General features: G+C 66.6%; 15 protein-coding genes. 14 read left to right on the top strand and 1 reads right to left on the bottom strand.

The window, feature by feature from the left end:
* The first annotated feature begins 25 nt into the window (after nt 1-25).
* From tssJ to ACK59L_RS12020, 14 genes are all read left to right on the top strand, one after another.
* The gene (gene tssJ / locus ACK59L_RS12085) at nt 26-523 is read left to right on the top strand and encodes a type VI secretion system lipoprotein TssJ (protein WP_409273825.1); all 498 of its coding nucleotides are present in this window, start codon (nt 26-28) and stop codon (nt 521-523) included.
* 15 nt (nt 524-538) lie between these two features.
* Nucleotides 539-1,873, top strand: a complete 1,335-nt coding sequence (gene tssK / locus ACK59L_RS12080) for a type VI secretion system baseplate subunit TssK (RefSeq protein WP_409273823.1) — start codon at nt 539-541, stop codon at nt 1,871-1,873.
* 6 nt (nt 1,874-1,879) lie between these two features.
* Nucleotides 1,880-3,175, top strand: a complete 1,296-nt coding sequence (locus ACK59L_RS12075; RefSeq protein ID WP_409273821.1) for a DotU family type VI secretion system protein — start codon at nt 1,880-1,882, stop codon at nt 3,173-3,175.
* Entirely contained in the window at nt 3,172-6,681 is a 3,510-nt protein-coding gene (gene tssM, locus ACK59L_RS12070; protein WP_409273819.1) for a type VI secretion system membrane subunit TssM, read from the top strand. The genes ACK59L_RS12075 and tssM overlap by 4 nt, the downstream gene beginning before the upstream one ends.
* The gene (tagF, locus tag ACK59L_RS12065) at nt 6,678-7,334 is read left to right on the top strand and encodes a type VI secretion system-associated protein TagF (RefSeq protein ID WP_409273817.1); all 657 of its coding nucleotides are present in this window, start codon (nt 6,678-6,680) and stop codon (nt 7,332-7,334) included. The genes tssM and tagF overlap by 4 nt, the downstream gene beginning before the upstream one ends.
* Nucleotides 7,331-8,050 (top strand): PP2C family serine/threonine-protein phosphatase, encoded by a 720-nt coding sequence (locus ACK59L_RS12060; RefSeq protein WP_196135270.1) that lies wholly within the window; start codon nt 7,331-7,333, stop codon nt 8,048-8,050. Before tagF ends, ACK59L_RS12060 begins: the two co-directional genes overlap by 4 nt.
* Before the next feature lie 8 nt (nt 8,051-8,058).
* Complete coding sequence (locus ACK59L_RS12055) at nt 8,059-11,064, top strand: serine/threonine-protein kinase (RefSeq protein WP_409273857.1); 3,006 nt, start codon at nt 8,059-8,061, stop codon at nt 11,062-11,064.
* A complete protein-coding gene (locus ACK59L_RS12050) occupies nt 11,064-11,768 on the top strand; it encodes an ATP-binding cassette domain-containing protein (RefSeq protein ID WP_196135269.1) in 705 nt (234 codons plus the stop codon). Before ACK59L_RS12055 ends, ACK59L_RS12050 begins: the two co-directional genes overlap by 1 nt.
* Complete coding sequence (locus ACK59L_RS12045) at nt 11,768-12,970, top strand: ABC transporter permease (RefSeq protein ID WP_409273814.1); 1,203 nt, start codon at nt 11,768-11,770, stop codon at nt 12,968-12,970. The genes ACK59L_RS12050 and ACK59L_RS12045 overlap by 1 nt, the downstream gene beginning before the upstream one ends.
* Complete coding sequence (locus ACK59L_RS12040; protein WP_409273812.1) at nt 12,963-14,759, top strand: formylglycine-generating enzyme family protein; 1,797 nt, start codon at nt 12,963-12,965, stop codon at nt 14,757-14,759. The genes ACK59L_RS12045 and ACK59L_RS12040 overlap by 8 nt, the downstream gene beginning before the upstream one ends.
* Nucleotides 14,760-14,832: 73 nt before the next feature.
* Nucleotides 14,833-15,732: a type VI secretion system-associated lipoprotein TagQ gene (tagQ, locus tag ACK59L_RS12035; RefSeq protein WP_144966230.1), complete on the top strand. Its 900-nt coding sequence runs from the start codon at nt 14,833-14,835 to the stop codon at nt 15,730-15,732.
* Nucleotides 15,733-15,859: 127 nt separating this feature from the next.
* Entirely contained in the window at nt 15,860-16,753 is an 894-nt protein-coding gene (locus ACK59L_RS12030) for an NAD synthetase (protein WP_409273855.1), read from the top strand.
* Entirely contained in the window at nt 16,750-17,190 is a 441-nt protein-coding gene (locus ACK59L_RS12025) for a hypothetical protein (RefSeq protein ID WP_196135266.1), read from the top strand. The genes ACK59L_RS12030 and ACK59L_RS12025 overlap by 4 nt, the downstream gene beginning before the upstream one ends.
* A gap of 32 nt (nt 17,191-17,222) precedes the next feature.
* Nucleotides 17,223-17,681 carry a hypothetical protein gene (locus ACK59L_RS12020; RefSeq protein WP_144966232.1) on the top strand — a complete coding sequence of 153 codons (459 nt, stop codon included), beginning with the start codon at nt 17,223-17,225 and terminating at the stop codon, nt 17,679-17,681.
* A gap of 191 nt (nt 17,682-17,872) precedes the next feature.
* On the opposite strand, the gene ACK59L_RS12015 is transcribed toward ACK59L_RS12020, so the two are convergent.
* Nucleotides 17,873-19,159 (bottom strand): MFS transporter, encoded by a 1,287-nt coding sequence (locus ACK59L_RS12015; protein WP_196135265.1) that lies wholly within the window; start codon nt 19,157-19,159, stop codon nt 17,873-17,875.
* Nucleotides 19,160-19,423 lie beyond the last annotated feature (264 nt).

The following is a 19,423-nucleotide window of genomic DNA, read 5'->3' as shown; positions in this document are numbered from 1 at the left end:
GCCCAGGTACGTCATGAGGACAAGGATGAAAGCAATAACACTGGTAGCCGCCATGAGCCTGGTGCTGCTCGCGGCCTGCAGCAAGGACACGCCTGTTGCCGCGGTTGCCAACGAGGTGCCGGAGCGCGCCGCCGTGACCCTGTATTTCAGCGCTGCCGCCGGGCTGAACCCGGGCCCTGGTGGCGCCCCGGCGCCGGTCCGGGTGCGCCTTTTCGAGCTGAAGAACAGCGCCGCCTTCGCCCGCGCCGACTACTTTGCCCTGGCCGAACGCGCCCAGGCCACCCTCGGCGCCGACCTGATCGACCAGGACGAAGTGCTATTGCAGCCCGGCGGGCAATTGCGCCTCGAGCGCCCGCTGGACCCCGCCACGCGCCACATCGGCCTGGTGGTCGGTTATCGCGAGATCGACCAGGCCCAGTGGCGCAGCGTGCTGCCTGTGCCGCCGCGCGACTACCAGATCAGCCTCGATGTGCGTGACGTGCGCAGCGCCGAGGCCACCCCCCAACCTGAACCTGCCCGCTAGGCAATCGGAGCCCCCATGTCCTGGAACAATCGCGTGGTCTGGTCGGAAGGCATGTTCATCACGACCCAGCATTTCCAACAGCACGACCGCTACCTCGAACACCTGGTAGACGCCCGCAGCCGGCCATTGAGCGCTGCTGCCTGGGGCTTCTCCGAACTGCTGTTCGACCAGGGCCTGCTCGCCCAGGGCAAGGTGGCAATCATCAGTGCCCGCGGCCTGCTGCCCGACGGCACACCGTTCGACATACCCCGCGACGACCTGCCGCCAGCGCCGCTGGAGGTGCCCGACGCGCTGCGCGATGGCGTGGTCCACCTAGGCCTGCCGCTCAAGCGCGCCGGGGCCCGCGACACCGTCGACGAAGGCGAGGCCAGCGCTGGCGCCCGCTACATCAGCCGGGTCAGTGAAGTGCGTGACGACAATGCGCCGTTTGAGAACCGTGCCGCGCTGGCCCTCGGCAGCCGCGCCTTGCGCCTGCTGCTCAGCGAGGATGGCCTGAGTGACTACGCCGCCCTCGGCATGCTGCGCATCCGCGAAAAGCGCGCCGACCGTGCCCTGATGGTGGATGACAGTTACATCCCGCCGCTGCTTGACGTGGCGGCCAGCCAGCAGTTGTCCGGCTTCTGCGGCGAGTTGCTGGGGCTGCTGCACCAGCGTGGCGAAGCGCTGGCCGGGCGAGTGGTCGCCTCGGCCAATGGCGGGGCGTCGGAGATTGCCGACTTCATGCTGCTGCAACTGGTCAACCGCGCCCAGCCGCTGATCGAGCACCTCAATCAGCTGAGCCCGTTGCACCCCGAGCGCCTGTACAGCGAGTTGGTGGCGCTGGCCGGCGAGTTCGCCACCTTCACCCATGATGGCCGGCGCCCGCTCAGCTTCCCGGTGTACCAGCACGACGACCTGGCAGCGACCTTCGCGCCGGTGATGAGCGCATTGCGCGAGGCCCTCTCGACGCTGATCGACAGCAAGGCGGTGGCGATTCCGATCGTCGAGAAGGCCTACGGCATCCATGTCGGCATGCTCGCCGACCGCAGCCTGCTCGACAGCGCCAGCTTCATCCTCGTGGTGCGCGCCGACGTGCCCAGCGAAACCCTGCGCAGCCGCTTCGGCCAACAGAGCAAGATCGGCTCGGTGGAACACATTCGCGACCTGGTCAACCTGCAACTGCCGGGCATCGGCCTGCTGCCGTTGCCGGTGGCGCCACGGCAGATTCCGTTCCACGCCGGTTCCACCTACTTCGAGCTCGACCGTGGCAGCGAACACTGGAAGCAGCTGCAGCATTCCGGTGGCTTTGCCTTCTACGTCGCCGGCGAATTCCCCGGCCTGAGCCTGGCCTTCTGGGCCATTCGAGGATAACCCGCGATGCACCCGGACGATCCGCTGGCCAACGACCGTACCCAGTTCATGCCGCGCCCCGGGGGCCGCGCCGCGCAACCGGCCCCGGCTCTCGCGCCGTTGCAGGTGCCGGCCGAGCCGCTGGCGCCCGGCCAGGGCATGGGCCTCAACCCACTGGAGCAGGCCGCCGGGCCGCTGCTGGCCTTGCTTACCCGTCTGCGCAACACCATCGCCCACTCAGCGCCGGCCAGCCTGCGCGCGCAGTTGCTGGCCTACCTGCGCGAGTTCGAAACTCGTGCCGAAGCTGCTGGGGTCGTGCGTAACGAGGTGCTGCTGGCGCGCTACGCACTGTGCACTGCGCTGGACGAGGCGGTGCTCAGCACGCCATGGGGCAGTGCCAGCGACTGGAGCCGGCAGAGCTTGCTGATCACCGTGCACAACGAGGCCTGGGGCGGCGAGAAAGTATTCCAGTTGATGGAGCATTGCCTGCAAAGCCCGCGCGAACGCCTCAACTTGCTGGAGCTGCTGTACCTGTGCACCAGCCTCGGCTTCGAAGGCCGCTACCGGGTCATGAACGATGGCCGCGCCCAGCTCGAAGCACTGCGCGAGCGCGCCGCTGCGGCGATTCGCAGCGCCCGTGGCGAGCGCGAGCGCGAACTGTCGCCGCACTGGCGCGGGGCGACCGTGAGCCGCGATCGCCTGGCCCAGTTCGTGCCGCCATGGGTAGGCTTGGCGGTGGCCGTGGCGTTGCTGTTGCTGCTGCTGTTCGGTCTGCGCCTGAAGCTGGCTGCCGATGCCGAGCCGGTGTTCCGTGGTATCCACGCGCTGGGCGAGATCCCGGTGCAGGCCATGGACCGCCCGGTGGTGCAGCCCAAGCCGGTGCAGCGCCCGCGCCTGGCCGGGTTCCTCGCCGAAGACATCAAGGCTGGCCGGGTCGCCGTCGAAGATGCGGTGGACCGTTCGGTGGTGACCATTCGCGGCGATGAGCTGTTCGCCAGTGCCAGCGCCAGCATCAAGGGCGATTTCCAGCCGTTGATACTGCGCATTGCCGAGGCCGTGGCCAAGGTCAAGGGCAATGTGCGGGTGACCGGGCACAGCGACAACCAGCGCATCGCCACACTGCGCTTCCCGTCCAACTGGGCCTTGTCGCAGGCGCGCGCCGAAGAGGTCAAGGGCCTGCTCGCTGCGCGCACAGGGCAGCCCGAGCGCTTCAGCGCCGAAGGATTAAGCGACACCGAACCGCTGGCGTCGAACGACACCGCGCAAGGTCGGGCGAAGAATCGCCGGGTTGAAATCACCGTGCTGGCGGAGGGCGTTGAGTGAAGGCGTTGTTCAGTTTTGTCATTCGCTGGGTGATCCCGCTGCTGGGCCTGATCGCCCTGAGCCTGATCATCTGGTTTGTCGGGCCGTTGCTGGAAGTGCTGGCGCCGCCTGCACCGCGCTGGCTGCTGATTGTCCTGCTGTTCGCCGTGTGGGGCGCCTACCGCGCCTGGCGCATCGTGCAGGCGCGCCGGCAGGCGGCCAAGGTCATGCAGAGCCTGGCCGCCGAGACCGCCCCGGACCCGGCCAGCGTGGCCACCGCCGAAGAGCTGGCCGCCCTGCGCCAGCGCATGGACGAGGCCCTGGCCCTACTGAAAAAGGCCCGCCTGGGCGGTGACGAGCGGCGCAACCTCTACGAGCTGCCGTGGTACGTGATCATCGGCCCGCCCGGGTCCGGCAAGACCACCGCGCTGGTCAATTCCGGGCTGCATTTCCCGCTGGCCGCGCAATTGGGCGAGGGCGCCATCCGCGGGGTGGGCGGCACGCGCAACTGCGACTGGTGGTTCACCGACCAGGCGGTGCTGCTCGATACCGCCGGCCGCTACACCACCCAGGACAGCCACGCCCAAGTCGACAAGGCGGCCTGGCTGGGTTTCCTCGACCTGCTCAAGACCCAGCGCTCGCGCCGCCCGATCGACGGTGCGTTCATTGCCATCAGCCTGGCCGACCTGCTGCTGGGCAGCGACGCCGAGCGTGCCGCCCATGCTGTAGCGATCCGTGCGCGCATCCAGGAACTGTACAGCCAGCTGGGCGTGCGCTTCCCGGTGTACCTGATGCTGACCAAGCTGGATCTGGTGCCGGGCTTCATGGAGTTCTTCGACAACCTGGGCAAGGACGAGCGCGCCCAGGTGTGGGGCATGACCTTCCCGCTGGATACCCTCGAGCAGGGGGCTGACAGCCCGTTGGCACAGTTCGACAACGAGTTCGGCCTGCTCGAACAGCGCCTTGGCGAGCGCTTAGTCGAGCGCCTGCAACAGGAACGCGACCCGACCCGGCGCGACCTGATCTACGGCTTTGTGCAACAGTTCGCCGCCCTGCGCGGCGACCTCAAGGGCTTCCTCGATGGCATCTTCAAGCCCAACGCCTTCGAGGCGCGGGCGTTGCTGCGCGGTGTGTATTTCACCAGCGGCACCCAGGAAGGCAGCCCCATTGACCGGCTGATCGGCAGCATGGCCCAGAGCATGGGCCTAGACCGCGCGCAGCTGGCGCGCCAGAGCGGTAGTGGGCGAAGCTATTTCATCGAGCGACTGTTCACGGCTGTGGCCTTCGCCGAGCGCGGCCTGGTCGGCAGCAACCCCAAGGTGGAACGGCGGCGCAGGTGGATCGCCCGTGGCGCGCTGGCCATGAGCGTGGCGCTGGTGCTGCTGGTCGGTACCTTGTGGGCATTCAGCTACCGTGCCAACCAGCAATACATCGCCGAGGTCGACAGCCGCCTACAGCCGCTGGGCAAGAGCGTGCAAAGCCTGAGCCCGGCGCAGCGCAACGTCGTCGAGGTGCTGCCGTTGCTCAACACCGTGCGCCATCTGGCCGACGACCCACCCAGCTGGGCCGAGGGCCTGGGCCTGTACCAGGGCGACATGCTCGAAAGCGAATCGCAAAGCCTGTATCGCAAGCTGCTGATCGCCATTTTCGCTCCGCGCCTGGTGACCCGCATCGAGGAGCAGCTGTACGCCGGCGGCCCGTCGGACTACCTCTACGAAGGGCTCAAGGCCTACCTGATGCTGGCCGACGGCGAACACTACGACGCGGACTTCATCAAGGCCTGGATCACCCTGGACTGGGAGCGCCAGCTGCCTCGCGACCTTGCCCCTGATCTGCGCCGGGCCTTGGAACAGCACCTGGCAGCGCTGTTCGACAAGCGCCCGCCAAATGCCCGCCTGGACCAGCGCCTGATCGACGACACCCGGCGCCAACTGCAACAGCTGCCGGTGGCCCAGCGCGTCTACGACCGGGTCAAGCGCCAGAAGCTGCCGGCTGGGGTCGAAGACTTCCGCGTAAGCGACGCGGCCGGCCGCGATGCGGCCCTGGTGTTTCGCTTCAAGAGCGCCAAGCCGCTGAGCGAGCCGCTGCCGGGGCTGTTTACCGTGCTGGGTTACCGCCAGGCGTTTCTGGCTGCCAGCCTGGCGCAGAGCACCACGCTCGCAGAAGAGCGCTGGGTACTCGGCCGCGCGCCGGGCGAGGCGGGCGATGCCAGGCGCCTGGCCGACGATGTGCAGCAGCTTTACTACCAGGATTACATCCGCCAGTGGGATGCCCTGCTCGACGACCTGGACTTCGTGCCGATCACCAGCGTCGGCCAGGCCGCCGATGTGCTGCGGGTGCTGTCCAGGCCCAGCTCGCCGATGAAGCAGCTGCTGCAGGCGGTGGCGCGGGAAACCAACCTGGCGCAGCCGACCACCCTCGACAAGGTTCAGGACAAGGCCCAACAGGCCGGTGTCGACCAGTTACGCCAGCGTCTGGGCGGCCTGCTCGGCGACGCCCCGCTGCCGGCCGACAGCCCTGCTGCCCGCACCCACGACCCGGTGACCGCGCACTTTGCCCAACTGGCTGCGCTGGTTGACAGCGGCGAAGGCCAGCCGGCCGCCATCGACGGCCTGCTCACCGACCTCAACGCGCTTTACGTGCAAGTCAGCGCCATGGTCGGTGCCAGCGGCGACGCGCTGCTGGGCGAGGCCAAGAACCAGGCCCAGGCGGCGGCGCAACGGGTTGCCTTGGGCGCGGCGCGCCAGCCCAAGGTGGTGCAGAACCTGGTCAGCTCGGTACTCGGCTCGACCCACGGCGTGGTCATGGGCGGGGTGCGCAACCAGCTCAACGCCGCCTGGGCCAGCGAAGTGCTGAACGTCTACCGCCAGTCGCTCAGCGGCCGCTACCCGATGGTGGCCGGCAGCTCGCGCGACGCCACCCTGGAAGACTTCGGCCAGTTCTTCGGCGTTGGCGGGGTGATGGACAGCTACTTCCGCAAGTACCTGCAGCCCTACGTCAACACCTCCAGCACACCCTGGAGCTGGCAGCCGGGCGCGGCGCAGAAGCTTGGGATTAACAGCAACGTGCTGTACACCTTCCAGCGCGCGGCGACCATTCGCGATGCCTTCTTCCGCAGCGGCAATGGCCTGCAGCCAGGCGTGCGCTTCGAGCTCAAGCCAGTGGCGATGGACGCCAACATCACCCAGTTTCTGCTCGACCTCGACGGCCAGCAGGTCAGCTACGACCACGGTCCGAGCCGCCCGGTGGCGCTGCAGTGGCCCAACTCCAACAGCATCGGCGTGGTGCGCCTGGCGATCGCGCCGCCGGCGGCCAGCGGCCGTTCTGGGTTGACCATGGAAGGGCCGTGGGCGTGGTTCCGCCTGCTCGACCAGTCCGACCTGGTGGCCGGTAGCTCGCCGGAGCGCTTCAACCTGCGCTTGCGCGTGGACGGCGCCAGTGCGTCGTACGAGCTGCGTGCCAGCAGCGCCTTCAACCCGTTCCGCAGCCGAGTGGTCAGCGGTTTCAGCCTGCCGGAGCGCCTGTGAACGACGTGGGTTTCTACGGAAAAATGGCCTGTCGCGGCGACTTCGTCAGCCGTGGCCTGCCACAGAGTTTCATCCAACCCTGGGACCAGTGGCTGGCTGCCGGTATCCAGGCCAGCCAGCAGGCGCTTGGCGAGGGCTGGCTGCAGGCCTACCTGGTCAGCCCGCTGTGGCGCTTTGCCCTGGCGCCCGGGGTGTGTGGCCCGGAAGCGGTGGTCGGCGTGCTGATGCCGAGCATCGATCGGGTCGGGCGCTACTTTCCGCTGAGCGTGGCGCAGTTGCTGGAGCCCGGCGTGGCACTTGCGGGTATCGTTGGCGGCGCCGATGAATGGTTCGAAGGGGTCGAGGCGGCGTTACTGGGCACGCTTGCAGCAGAGGCAACGTTCGAGCATTTCACGGCAGCCCTGCAGCCTTATCGCGACGCCCCCCCACTGCTGCAGAGGCCACGGCTGACCGTGGGCGGCTTGCAGCGGCTGAACGGCACCACCTCGCAAGGCCGGGCATTGGCCCTGGCCGAATGCGCCTGTGACGGCATGAGCCTATGGTGGGGGCAAGGCAGCGAGCGGATCGCGCCAGGCCTGTTGCGCAGCCAGGGCCTGCCACGCAGCGAGCAGTTCGCCGCATTTTTACTGGGCAGCCAGGCGAGGCCGGCATGAGCAGCGTGCGCTACAGCGCGGCCAGCTACAGCCATGTCGGCATGGTCCGCAAGATCAACGAAGACGCTTGCCTGGAGCTGACCTGGGATGGCCTGTGGGCCGTTGCCGACGGCATGGGCGGGCATGCCGCCGGCGATTATGTCAGCAGCCTGGCGGTGGACAGCCTGCGCCAGTTGCCGCTGATCGATGGGCTGGAGGAATTCACCCAGGCCTTGCGCGACACCCTGGCCCGGGTCAACCGTGCGGTGCGCGAGCAAACCCTGCGCCAGGGCGTGGCGATGATGGGCAGCACGGTGGTGGTACTGGCCGCACGCGGCGACCGCGCCGTGGGCCTGTGGGCCGGTGACAGCCGCCTGTACCGCCTGCGCGATGGCCGCATCGAGCGCCTGTCGCATGACCACAGCTATGTCCAGGAACTGCAGGACAGCGGCCTGCTCAACGAGGCCGAGGCCCGCATGCACCCACGCGGCAACATCGTCACCCGCGCCATCGGCGTCGAGGACCAGCTCGACCTGCAGGCGGTGAGCGTGCAGGTGCAGCCCGGCGACACCTACCTGTTGTGCAGCGATGGCTTGAACAAGACCGCCGAAGACCACGAGATCGCCGATGTGCTCGGCCATGCCGACCCCTACCAGGTGGTCCGCAGCCTGGTGCACCTGGGGCTGACCCGTGGCGCGCCCGACAACATCACCGCCGTGGTGGTGAAGGCGAATTGAAGAGCACCCTGAACATGCAGATTCCCGGATTCGACATCGACAGCGAGATTGGCCAGGGCGCCATGGCCAGTGTCTACCTGGCCACCCAGCGCTCGTTGCAGCGCAAGGTAGCGCTGAAGGTGATGGCCGCAAGCCTTGCCGCCGACCCCATCTTCTGCGAACGCTTCCTGCGCGAAGGGCGCACCCTGGCGCGTCTGTCGCACCCGCACATCGCCACCATCCATGACATCGGCAATATCGGCGAGCTGTACTACATGGCCATGGAGTACCTGCCCAGCGGCACCCTGAAGGAGCGCATAGCCGCCGGGCTTGCGCCTGAGCAGGGCCTGCTCTACGTGCGGCAGATCGCCCAGGCGCTGGGCTATGCACACGCCCAGGGCTTGGTGCACCGCGATGTGAAGCCGGCCAACATCCTGTTCCGCGCCGACGGCACGGCGGTGCTCTCGGACTTCGGTATCGCCAAGTCGCTGGATGACCGCACCCAGTTCACCCAGGCTGGGTTCGCCGTCGGCACCCCGAGCTACATGAGTCCGGAGCAGGCGCGCGGCATGGACATCGACGGCCGCGCCGACCTGTATGCGCTTGGCGTGGTGCTGTACGAGATCCTTGTCGGCGAGCTGCCCTACCGTGGTACCGATGCCTTGTCGACTGCACTGGCGCACCTGACCGAGCCGCTGCCGGAACTGCCGATCGAGCACGGGCGCTTTCAGAGCATCCTGCGCGGCTTGCTGGCCAAGGACCCCGAGCAGCGCTTTGCCGATGCTGCCGCGTTGCTGGCAGCACTCGACCGCTTGCCTGTCGATGACCAGGACAGCACAGTGATCCGGCCATTGCCGGTGGCGATGCCGGGCAAGGCTGAGCTGGGCGGACTGACGCCGGTATCCATCGATATCCCGCAGGCCGTAGCTGCGCCAGTCGCCAGCCCCGCGCCTGCACCCGAGCCGACCCGGCCGCAACCGAGCGCGCCAGCGCAAGCCGGCCCGGGCAAACCGGCCAAAGCGCTGCTGGCCGTGGCCATCGCCGCGGCGCTGGGCCTGGGGGTGACCTGGTTGTGGTGGCCGGCCGATAGCGACCAGCTGGCTGCGCCGCCGCCCGTGACGCAAGCCGCCAGCCAGGTGCAGACACCGGCCACGCCGCCACTCGCCGCCAGTGAGGATGGCCGGCCATTACTGATGCCCGGCAAGAAAACCCTGTTCCAGCGCGTGCTGAGCAAGCCCGAGGCGCAACTGCTGGCGCGGCCCGGCGACAGCGCGGGTGAACCCCTGCCGGCTTTTTCGGTGTTGTACGTGTACCAGCGCAAGGACATCGACGGCCAGCAGTGGCTGGAAGTTGGCACCTCCAGCGCCGGCCAGCGCGATGGCTGGTTGCCGGCGACCCAGGCCAGTGACTGGAAGCAGAGCCTGGTGCTCAAGTTCACCGAGCGTTCCGGCCGTTCACCGGTGATGTTCATGCGTCAGGCCGATGACCTGCAGCAGCTGCTCGACGACAGCGGCAAGGCCCGCGCCGAGCTGCTCAAGGCGCAGCAGCAGCCGGAGCAGGCGCCGCAGGTGCTGGCGCTGGAGCCGGCCGCCAGCGCGGTGCCGCAGAACCAGTTCTACCTGATGCCGATCTTCGACTATCGCGAAAGCTTCGGTGCCGATGGTCAGCCGGTGCAGTTGCTCAACGTCGCCTCCATCGACCCCGGCAGCCGCGCGCGCAGCCAGCCAGCTACGGCTGCCGGCGCGGCGCTTATGGCGGACAACCGCTTCCGCACCGGCATCGTCCTGGTGGTCGATACGTCGGTGTCCATGCAGCCGTACATCGACCGGGTGCGCCAGGTGGTCAGCGAACTGCAGGCGCAACTGGCCGCGCGTGGCGAGCTGGACAATGTCAGCTTCGGCCTGGTGGGCTTTCGCAACAGCGTCAAGCGCACCCCCGGCCTGGATTACCTGAGCAAGACCCTGGTCAGCCTGGAGCAGGGCCGCGACCCGGCGCGCTTCCTCAAGGCCGCCGCGCAGGTCAAGGCCACCAGCGTTTCCAGCCATTCGTTCAATGAAGATGCCTTCGCCGGGGTGATGCAGGCCGTCGAGGGCATGGACTGGTCCGGCTACGGCGGGCGTATCGTGCTGCTGGTCAGCGATGCCGGCGCGCTGCGCAAGAACGACCCCTACAGCAGCACACAGATGAACGAGGCCGAGGTCCGCCAGGCTGCGCTGAGCAAGCAGATCAAGATCTATGCCCTGCACCTGCGCACGCCAGCCGGGGCGAACAACCATGGCGCAGCCGAAAGCCAGTACCGCGTGCTGACCGCCGACAGCAACCCGCAGATCGGCGACCTCTACGTGGGCGTGCCGGGCGGCGATGTCGGGGCCTTTGGCGAGCGCGTGCGCGAGATCGGCTCGACGTTCGCCGAGCTGGTGCACCAGGTGCGCCAGCAGCAGGCGCAGCCGCTGCCGCAACTGAACGCCGGGGCAACCCTGGCGGCCAAGACCCAGGCCATCGGCTATGCCATGCACATGGACTTCCTCGGCCGCGCCGGCGCCAGCCAGGCGCCGCAGCTGGTCAGCGCCTGGGCCGCCGACCGCGACCTGATCAACCCGGCATTGCCGAGCCTGCAAGTGTGCGTGATGCTGACCAAACTGCAGCTCAACGACCTGCAGCAGTCGCTGAAGCTGATCGTCGATGCCGCGCGCAAGACCCGCAGCTCGCCAGGCGATTTCTTCAACGAAATCGCCAGCGCCAGTGCTTACATGAGCCGCGACCCGGGCGCGCTGCCCAAGGGCGCCAACCTGGCCCAGGGCGGGGTACTCGGCGAATACCTCGAAGGCCTGCCGTACCGCAGCAAGTCGCTGAGCATGACCGAAGACCTGTGGCTGTCGCTGTCGGTGGCCGAACAGGAGGACTTCATCGACGAGCTGGACTCGAAGATCCGCCTGTACGAAACCTTCCACAACGACATGGCCAACTGGGTGCGTTTCGGCAAGGCCGAGCCCGGCGATGCCCTGTACCGTGTGCCGTTGTCGACGCTGCCGTGATGATCAGCCTGCACGGGGTGCGCAAGACGCGGGGGCAGGGCGCCCAGCGCTATAGCCTGCAAATTGACCAGCTGCAGCTGGCGGCGGGCGCGCGGGTGGCGCTGGTCGGCCCAAGCGGCTGCGGCAAGAGCACCTTGCTCGACCTGCTGGCGCTGGTGCTGGCGCCGGATGCCGCCGACGCTTTCGTCGTCGCCGGCAGCGACGTGGCCGGCCTGTGGCAGCAGGGCCGCCTGGACCGGTTGGCAGCGCTGCGCAGCCGCCAGCTGGGCTACGTGCTGCAGGCTGGCGGGTTGCTCGGCTTTCTGGATGTGCGCGGCAATATCCGCCTGCCCCGGCAGCTGCTGGGGCTAGCCGAGGACGGCAGCGTCGAGCGCCTGGCCGAAGCGCTGGATGTGCATGATCAGCTGGCCAAGAAGCCTGCCGCGTTGTCGCTAGGGCAACGCCAGCGAGTCAGCTGTGCCCGCGCCCTGGCGCATGCGCCCGCGTTGTTGCTGGCCGATGAACCTACCGCAGCGCTGGACCCGGTGAACGCCGAGCGGGTCATGCAGCTGCTGCTGCGCGAGGCCCAGGCACGCCAGGTGACCTGTGTGCTGGCCACCCATGACGAAGCATTGGCACGCCGGGCCGGGTTGAGCGTGCTGCGCATGGCCTGCCGCCGCGATGCCGACGGCGGCGTCACCGCCACACTGGGGCAGGCCTGCTGATGCGCGCGTGGTTGATCGCCGGCCTGGCCTGGCAGGACTACCGCAACGATGCGCGGCTGTCGGCGTGCAGCGTGCTGGCACTGGTCGCAGTGATCGCACCGTTGCTGGTGCTGTTCGGGCTCAAGTTCGGCCTGGTCGGCAGCCTGACCGAGCGCCTGCAACGCGACCCGGCGGTGCGCGAGATCGTGCCGCTGGGCGGGGGGCGTTTCGGCGCCGATTTCATCCACGAACTGGCGCAGCGACCGGACGTTGCCTTTGCCATCGCCCGTCCCCGGCAGATCGCCGCTACCGCCGAGCTGTTGCTGCCGGCACGCGGGCGTGCGGTGACCGTGGAGATGCTGCCGACCGCTGCCGGCGATCCGTTGTTGCAGCAGGTGACGCCGCCGCAGGGGCTGCAGCAGGTGGTATTGAGCTTTACCGCCGCTGAAAAGCTCGGTGCCACGGCCGGTGACGAGCTGCAGGCCAGCTTCAGCCGGCAGCAGGCCGGCCAGCTGCAATGGCGCCAGACCCGCCTGCAGGTGGCGGCGGTGCTGCCGCTGGCGGCGTTTGAGCGCGATGGCCTGTTCGCCTCTCTGGCCCTGCTCGAGGCGGTCGAGGACTACCGCGACGGGCGCGGCGTGCCGGCGCTGGGCTGGCCGGGCGAGGCCGCAGGCAGCGATACCCGGCGGGTGTACCCGGCGTTTCGCCTGTATGCCCGGGGGTTGGCCGATGTCGAGCCGCTGCGCGCGTATTTCGCCGAACGCAAGTGGCTGGTATCGACCCAGGCGGCGCAGATCGCCCAGGTGCAGGCGCTCAGCCGCAACCTCGACCTGGTGTTCTGGATCATCACCAGCCTGGCCGTGGCCGGTGCCCTGGCTGCCGTCGCCGCTGGTGCCCTGGCGGCGGTACAGCGCAAGCAGCGCGAACTGGCGGTGCTGCGCCTGCTGGGGTTCGGCACGGCGGCGCTGCTGCTGTTCGTGGTGCTGCAGGCGCTGTACAGCAGCGTGCTGGCGGCGGCCGCAGCCGGCGGCCTGTACCTGCTGGCCGAGCAGGGCTTGAACCGAATATTCACGCAGGTGCCCGGCGAACACGCCAGCCATCTGTTGCCGATGCATTACCTCGTTGCGTTGTCTGCGGTGCTGCTGGCCAGCACCGCCGCCGCTGCCTTGGGCGGCTGGCGGGTGACGCGCATCGATGCCAGTCAAGGAATCCGTGATGTCTGAACTTCGCGCTGGGGCTGCGGCCCTGTTGTTGACCACGCTGGGCCTGGCCGCCTGCTCACCAGGCGCCGAAGATCCGCCTGCCAAGCCGCAGGCCACCGCTGCCAGCGCCCCGACACAGGCACCGGCACCGGCAGTCGACACCAGCAAGCTGGACAACCCCAAGCCGTTGCCGGGTGACGTCAGCCTGCCGCTGCCGTGCGGCGGCGAGTTGGTGCTGCGCAGTGTCTATGTGCTGGCCCAGGGCAGCCTGGACGACCGCGAGGTCAACCTCGGCTACCCGTTCAGCGAGGGTGAGGCCGGCTACCAGCAGTCGTTCATTTCCGGCTACCGGCGTGACTTCATCAACGGCCAGTTCAGCCTGCACGACCTTTCCGCCGACTGGCAGAAAGCCGTCGCCCCGAGCCTACCCAGGCTCGACCAGACCGGCCCGCTCAAGCCGATGATGTATTTCATCGGCAAGTACGAGGTCAGCGCCCGCCAATACGCGCAGGTGATGGCCCAGGCGCAATCGCTGGCCAGCGGCGAGCCGGCGCCGGCCTGCCAGCCCGACACCACGGCGGCCGGGCGCCTGCCCAAGGTCAAGCTGTCGCGTTTCGAGGCCGAGCGCTTCGCTGCGGTGTACAGCGCCTGGCTGCTCAAGCATCACCGCGAGCTGCTGCCGGTCAGTGGCCGTGGCAGCAAGGCCGAGGACGGCGGGGTCGGCTTCGTGCGCCTGCCCACCGAAGTGGAGTGGGAGTTCGCTGCCCGGGGTGGCTCGGCGGTGAGCCGCCAGGAGCTGGAAGGGCGCCTGTTCCCGCGCAAGGTGCCGGGCAGTGACAGCGACGGGCCGCTGGCCGATTGGGCAGTGTTCAACCAAGTGGCCGGTGGCACCGGGCAGGCTGCCCGGCTGATGCCGATCGGCACCCGCCTGCCAAACCCGCTGGGGCTGTTCGATATGATCGGCAATGCTGCGGAAATGGTCCAGGAGTCGTTCCAGCTGGTGCATGCCGGCCGCCTGCAAGGCGCCTATGGCGGCTTCGTGGTCAAGGGCGGCAATTATCTGGAAGGCGAAGGGACCTTGTTCACCGGCATGCGCCGCGAGTACCCGCTGTTCGGCGCCGACGGTACCGAACAGCGCAACGAGACCACCGGCTTCCGGGTGGCCATCGGCGCTCTGTCGGCACCCCGTTCGCGCTACCAGGAACTGTTCGAGCAGTGGCAGAAACAAGGCCGCCTGACCAGCCTGACCGATGACATCGACGTCGCCCAGGACCCGACCAAGCGCCTGGACAGCATCATCGCCGCCACCACCGACCCACGCCAACAAGCCGAGCTGGGCCTGGTCAACGAAGAGCTCAAGCGCAGCGTGTCGCTGATCGGCCGCCAGCGCGAGGAAGCTGCCGGCAACCTGATCCAGTCCGCCGCGCTGGTGGCCGAGACCATCAACAACTACAACATCCGCCTGACCAACCTGCGCAACACCCAGGCCGAGGCTCAGGCGCGCGGTGACCAGACCAGCGTGCGCATGTACGCCGCCGCCATCAGCAACGGCCGCGCCGCCCTCGATGGCGCGGTGGCGATCTACATCGACAACCTGGCCAGTGGCACGCGCTACACCGAGGCGGTGATCCAGGCGCAGTTCCAGCGGGTCAAGGAAGAACTCAACCGCAAGCCGGTCCTGGGCAACAGCCTGGTGAGCCGTGCGACCCTGTTCGTCCGCCACGTTGGGGAGTACCGCCAGAACCGGCGGGCCGACCCGGCGACGATCCTCAAGGAGCTCCTGGCATCGGCCGCGGCGCGGCCCTCGTAGTAGTGGCTTCTGCCTGACGTACCCGCGGTGGGCATGAGGCCCGCCGTTTTAACCAACCACGTGAGAAAGTGACATGCTCAAGACCCTCTTCACGGCTTCCCATGCCCGTTCCGCCCTGCTGCTCGCCGCAGGTTTCAGCACCGTCCTGGTCGCCGGCTGCTCCAGCTCGCCGGTGTCCAAGGTGGGTGCCACGACCAAGGTCGAGTACTACCCGAGCTGCTACGAGCCGGTGCAGCACCTGCGTTCCACCGACGGTGACATGACCCGCTCGGTGGCCAGCGGTGCGGTCATCGGCGCCCTCGGCGGTGCCTTGACCGGCGCCCTGATCGACGGCGACAACCGCGGCCGCAATGCCGCCATCGGTGCAGCAGGTGGTGCCCTGGTGGGTGGCGCCGCCGGCTACTACACCGAGCGCCAGAAGCAGATCAGCGACGACAAGCAGCGCATCGCCTCGTACGCCACCGACATCGACAAGAGCGCCGCCGACCTGGACCGCACTACGGCCTATGCCAAGGCTTCGCAAAGCTGCTACCAGCGTGAGTTCACCAGCCTGATCAACGGCCGCAAGGCCAACCGCATCAACGACACCGAAGGGCGCAAGCGCCTGGCCGAGATCGTCTCGGGCCTGCAGGAGTCGAACAAGCTGCTGGCCACCGTCAATGGCCGCGTCGCGGAAAACCTCGACAGCTACACCCAGGCCTACGAGCAGGACCTCAAGCAGGTTGGCGTGGCGCGTACCGAAGTCGCCACCGTGGCCGCACCGGCCAAGACCACCGGCAAGAAGACCCAGGCCAAGAAGGTCAACAAGGCCGTGCCGCAAGAGGCCGTAGCCACCGAGAAGACCCTGCAGAAGGCCGCCACCAAGAAGGCCGAGGCCCAACAGGTGGCCAACGCTGGCGTGGACCAGGTCAACAAGATGTGCCGCAGCCCCGACATGGGTGACTGGGCGCCGGTACCGTGCCCGAACGTGTAACCCCACGCTGCGTTGCGCTCGCGCCGCTGCACCCGCAGCCCGTGTGCAGGTCGCCTGACCTGCCTGGGCCGCGGTTGCGCCGGCGCAGCGGCTTTTTGAAACTAGGAGAGTTGTTGTGACAGACCTGATGACCGACGTGCTCGGCGGCTACCGGCAGCAAATGGCACGCCAGCGGTTGTTGCTGACCCTCGACCAGCAGAAGCTATTCAGGGCCATTGATTCCGACCCGGGTATCGTTGGCGCGGGTGTTGTCTACATCGATGCCCAGTACAACGTGATCGTCCTGCGCGAATTCAAGCCGATCTGCAGCATCGCGCCCAAGCGCGTGATTTTGCAGGAGGCGCCACCTTACAAGTCACCTGAACAGTTCATGACCCAGCTGCAGACCGGCGCTCGTGAGCGCAAGGTGATGGCAGAGGCCGTGAACGCCAGTTTCAGTTGCCTGTCGGCCTACCTGGGTTGGGTCGTCATGTTCAGCGGCACCATTGCCGTACCTTTCACTGGCGGCGCCAGCATGGTGTTGACGGCGGTCGGTTATGCCGCCGCAGCGGCAGGGACCGGGCAGTGCATGATGGGCGGGTACCGGGTGTTCAACGAAGTGTTCGACCCTGGGCAGAACGACTGGCTCGACAGTAATGACACGGTCCAGACGGTAATGAGCATACTCGACGGCGTAGCACTGGCCGGTGTGGGCGCATCGAGCCTGAACACCGTGCGTTTCCTGCAGGCACGCAAAGCGGCGACCGGCAAGGGCTGGAGAGAGCTGTTCCAGAGCCTGTCGCGGCAGCAGCGCAAGGCCTTGGCCGAGGAACTTCTGCAGATCAAGCACCCGTCGCTCACCGCCAAGCAGCTGAAGCTGAAGCAGGCGGCGGGTACCGCGATCAAGCGTTTCACCCCCACCCAAATCCAGCACGCCACGCATACCTTGATCAAGGACTCGATTGGCGGCTTGTCGGGTTTTGCCAGCAGTAGCTTCGTGCAGTCGGTTGCCGTGGGGCTTTATGAGGAAATTGACGAATGACCCATGGCCAGGAACTGCAAGCATTCCTTTCCCGTTATTTCGGCGTGTTCATTGCCGAGTTTTTCTTTTCCTGCATGGCGCTGGGCGGCACCGTCTCGCTGGTGTTCTCCACCTATATGCGCGGTTCAGACCCTGAACTCTCGGTGATGGTGCTGGCGGCAGCCGGTGTAGTGAGCGCCGCCTCGCATATCGCCATGGTGCGTGGCTTTGCCTGGGGCGTGCGCGGTGTGGTCGGCATCCTCGTGGTTGCCTTGCTCGCCGCATTGCCCAGCTACGGTTATCGCCCGCACATGGGGGGGTATATTTCCGTCCTGGTGTTCGGTTTGCTGGCTCTGCTGATCATCAACAGCCAGCGTTACCGCGAGATGCGCGTGCGCCTGATGGAGTATCGGGACATCCGTAAATTCAACCGCCGGGTAGCGAAAGCCGGTAAATGATACCTTTGTGTTGATATAACGAGGCTCTCTGGATGAATCTGCGCCGAAAGCGTACCTGGCTTGGCGGGTTGCTGTTGCCCTTGCTCGCCGCCTGCAACGGGCACAAGGTCGAACGCGTCGTGGTGTATGAAAACGACGTCCATCACTGGCGCATCGAGCACGTGGTAGCGCACAACTGGCCTGCTGGGTCTCGCCAGTACTACGAGGTATTTCTCAAAGACCGCTTGCTGATCCTGCCCGCCAACACCTTCAACGACGTGCGCGACATCCGCGAGTTCATTGCCGCCGGCGGCTTCGATATCAGCAACTGGCGCAACGATACGGTCGTTGTGGCGTTCGAGAACGTGCAGGAGCGCAAGGGCGGCAACGAGCACTTTGTCCGCTCGCTGATGATCACCCCGACGCACCAGGAAGGGGAGGTGATACTGGCCGACATGACCACCCGCCAGCAGGTTGCCGTGCAGCGGGTGGAGCCGGGTGGTGATCACTGACGTGGGTGACGGCTTGCGCTGCAACCATAAGGTGAACAGCGGACTGAGGGGGAGTGACACCGGTCTCTCTGGTGTCATTGGCGCTTCCATCTGCTTTCCACTTGCGTGGCCTGAGCGCTCGACCCACACTCTGGGCGGATAGCGGCACTGCCAGGGACACTGGTCCCTGGCAACTCATGGCTCATGATGGTTCAAATTGGAACTCGGTCCTTCCTTGACATTCGACGATACAACACAACCGTCGAGCACAGCGCACACAGTGCAGCAAATGCGACCCAGTAAGCAGGCGCTGCTTTGTCACCGGTTTCATGGATCAACCAGGTCGACATGACCGGTGTGAAACCGCCGAACAGAGCCGTAGCCAAGCTATAGGCTAGGGAAAAGCCCGCTACCCTCACTTCGACTGGCATGATTTCCGTGAGCGCCGGGATCATCGCACCGTTGTACATCGCATAGAGGAAGGAGAACCACAGCAGTACCTCAAGCATGTGCGCGAAGCTTGCCGCATGGGCCAGGTAAGACAGTGCCGGGTAAGCGGTGAACAAGGTGAGTACGGTCATGGCGATCAGGATTGGTTTACGACCGAAACGGTCGCTGAGCGTGCCGCCGATGGGTAGCCAGATAAAGTTGGACACGCCTACCAGAAGCGTCACCAGCAACGCGTCGTTTGCGCTCAGGTTGAGCACAGTCTTACCAAAGGTAGGCGCGTACACGGTGATCAGGTAGAAAGCGCTGGTGGTCATGGCGACCATCAACATGCCCGCGATGACTACCGATGAGTTGCGGCCGAGGGTGGCGATCACTTGCTTCATGGTCGGGCGATGCTGACGCTTCTCGAACGCTTCGGTTTCTTGCAGGTTACGGCGCAGGAAGAAGATGAACGGGATGATCAGGCAGGCAGCGGCGAACGGAATTCGCCAGCCCCACTCGCTGATCTCGGCCGGCGCCAGGCTTTGGTTCAGCCCGTAACCCAACGCAGCGGCGACCACGATGGCGACCTGTTGGCTGCCGGATTGCCAGCTGGTATAGAACCCTTTGCGACCCGGTGTAGCCATTTCGGCTAGATAGACCGATACCCCACCCAGTTCAGCACCGGCGGAGAAGCCTTGCAGCAAGCGGCCAAGCAGTACGAGCGCGGGTGCCCAATAGCCGATCGTGGCAAAGCCAGGGACCAGGACGATGAGCAGCGTGCCACTCGCCATGATTGACAGCGTGACGATAAGGCCTTTGCGGCGGCCCACATCGTCGATGTAAGCGCCCAGAATCACCGCCCCCAATGGCCGCATGAGGAAACCGGCGCCGAACACCGCGAAGGTCATCATCAGCGAGGCGAATTCGCTGGAGGCTGGGAAGAAAGCTGAAGCGATTTGGGTGGCGTAGAAACCGAACAGGAAGAAGTCAAATTGTTCGAGGAAGTTACCAGATGTGACACGTAGAACCGCCGCGGCCTTGGACCGGGCGGGAGGCGAAGCGGGCATAGACGGTTCTCCAGCATAAATCTGTTCGTTTTTGAGCGATCAATCGCCTCGATTATGCTGGACACATCCTGAAATGCTTAATGAAACATTCCGATCACTTCAGCGCAGGGCGCACTCACGCGACACAAGTGCTACCAAGCGCTTGTACCCATTCGCAAAGGTCACCGTTTGACGAAAGACACGATTTTCAGCCGCAGATTTGCCAGATCAATGGTCTTTTGCCAGGTTCCGGCTGCTGCTTCATGCCGGTACAACCCGCGTCGG

Source organism: Pseudomonas sp. KCJK9111, from assembly GCF_046231935.1.
Classification (GTDB): Bacteria; Pseudomonadota; Gammaproteobacteria; order Pseudomonadales; family Pseudomonadaceae; genus Aquipseudomonas; species Aquipseudomonas parafulva_B.
This window is presented reverse-complemented; position numbering and strand designations above follow the sequence as displayed.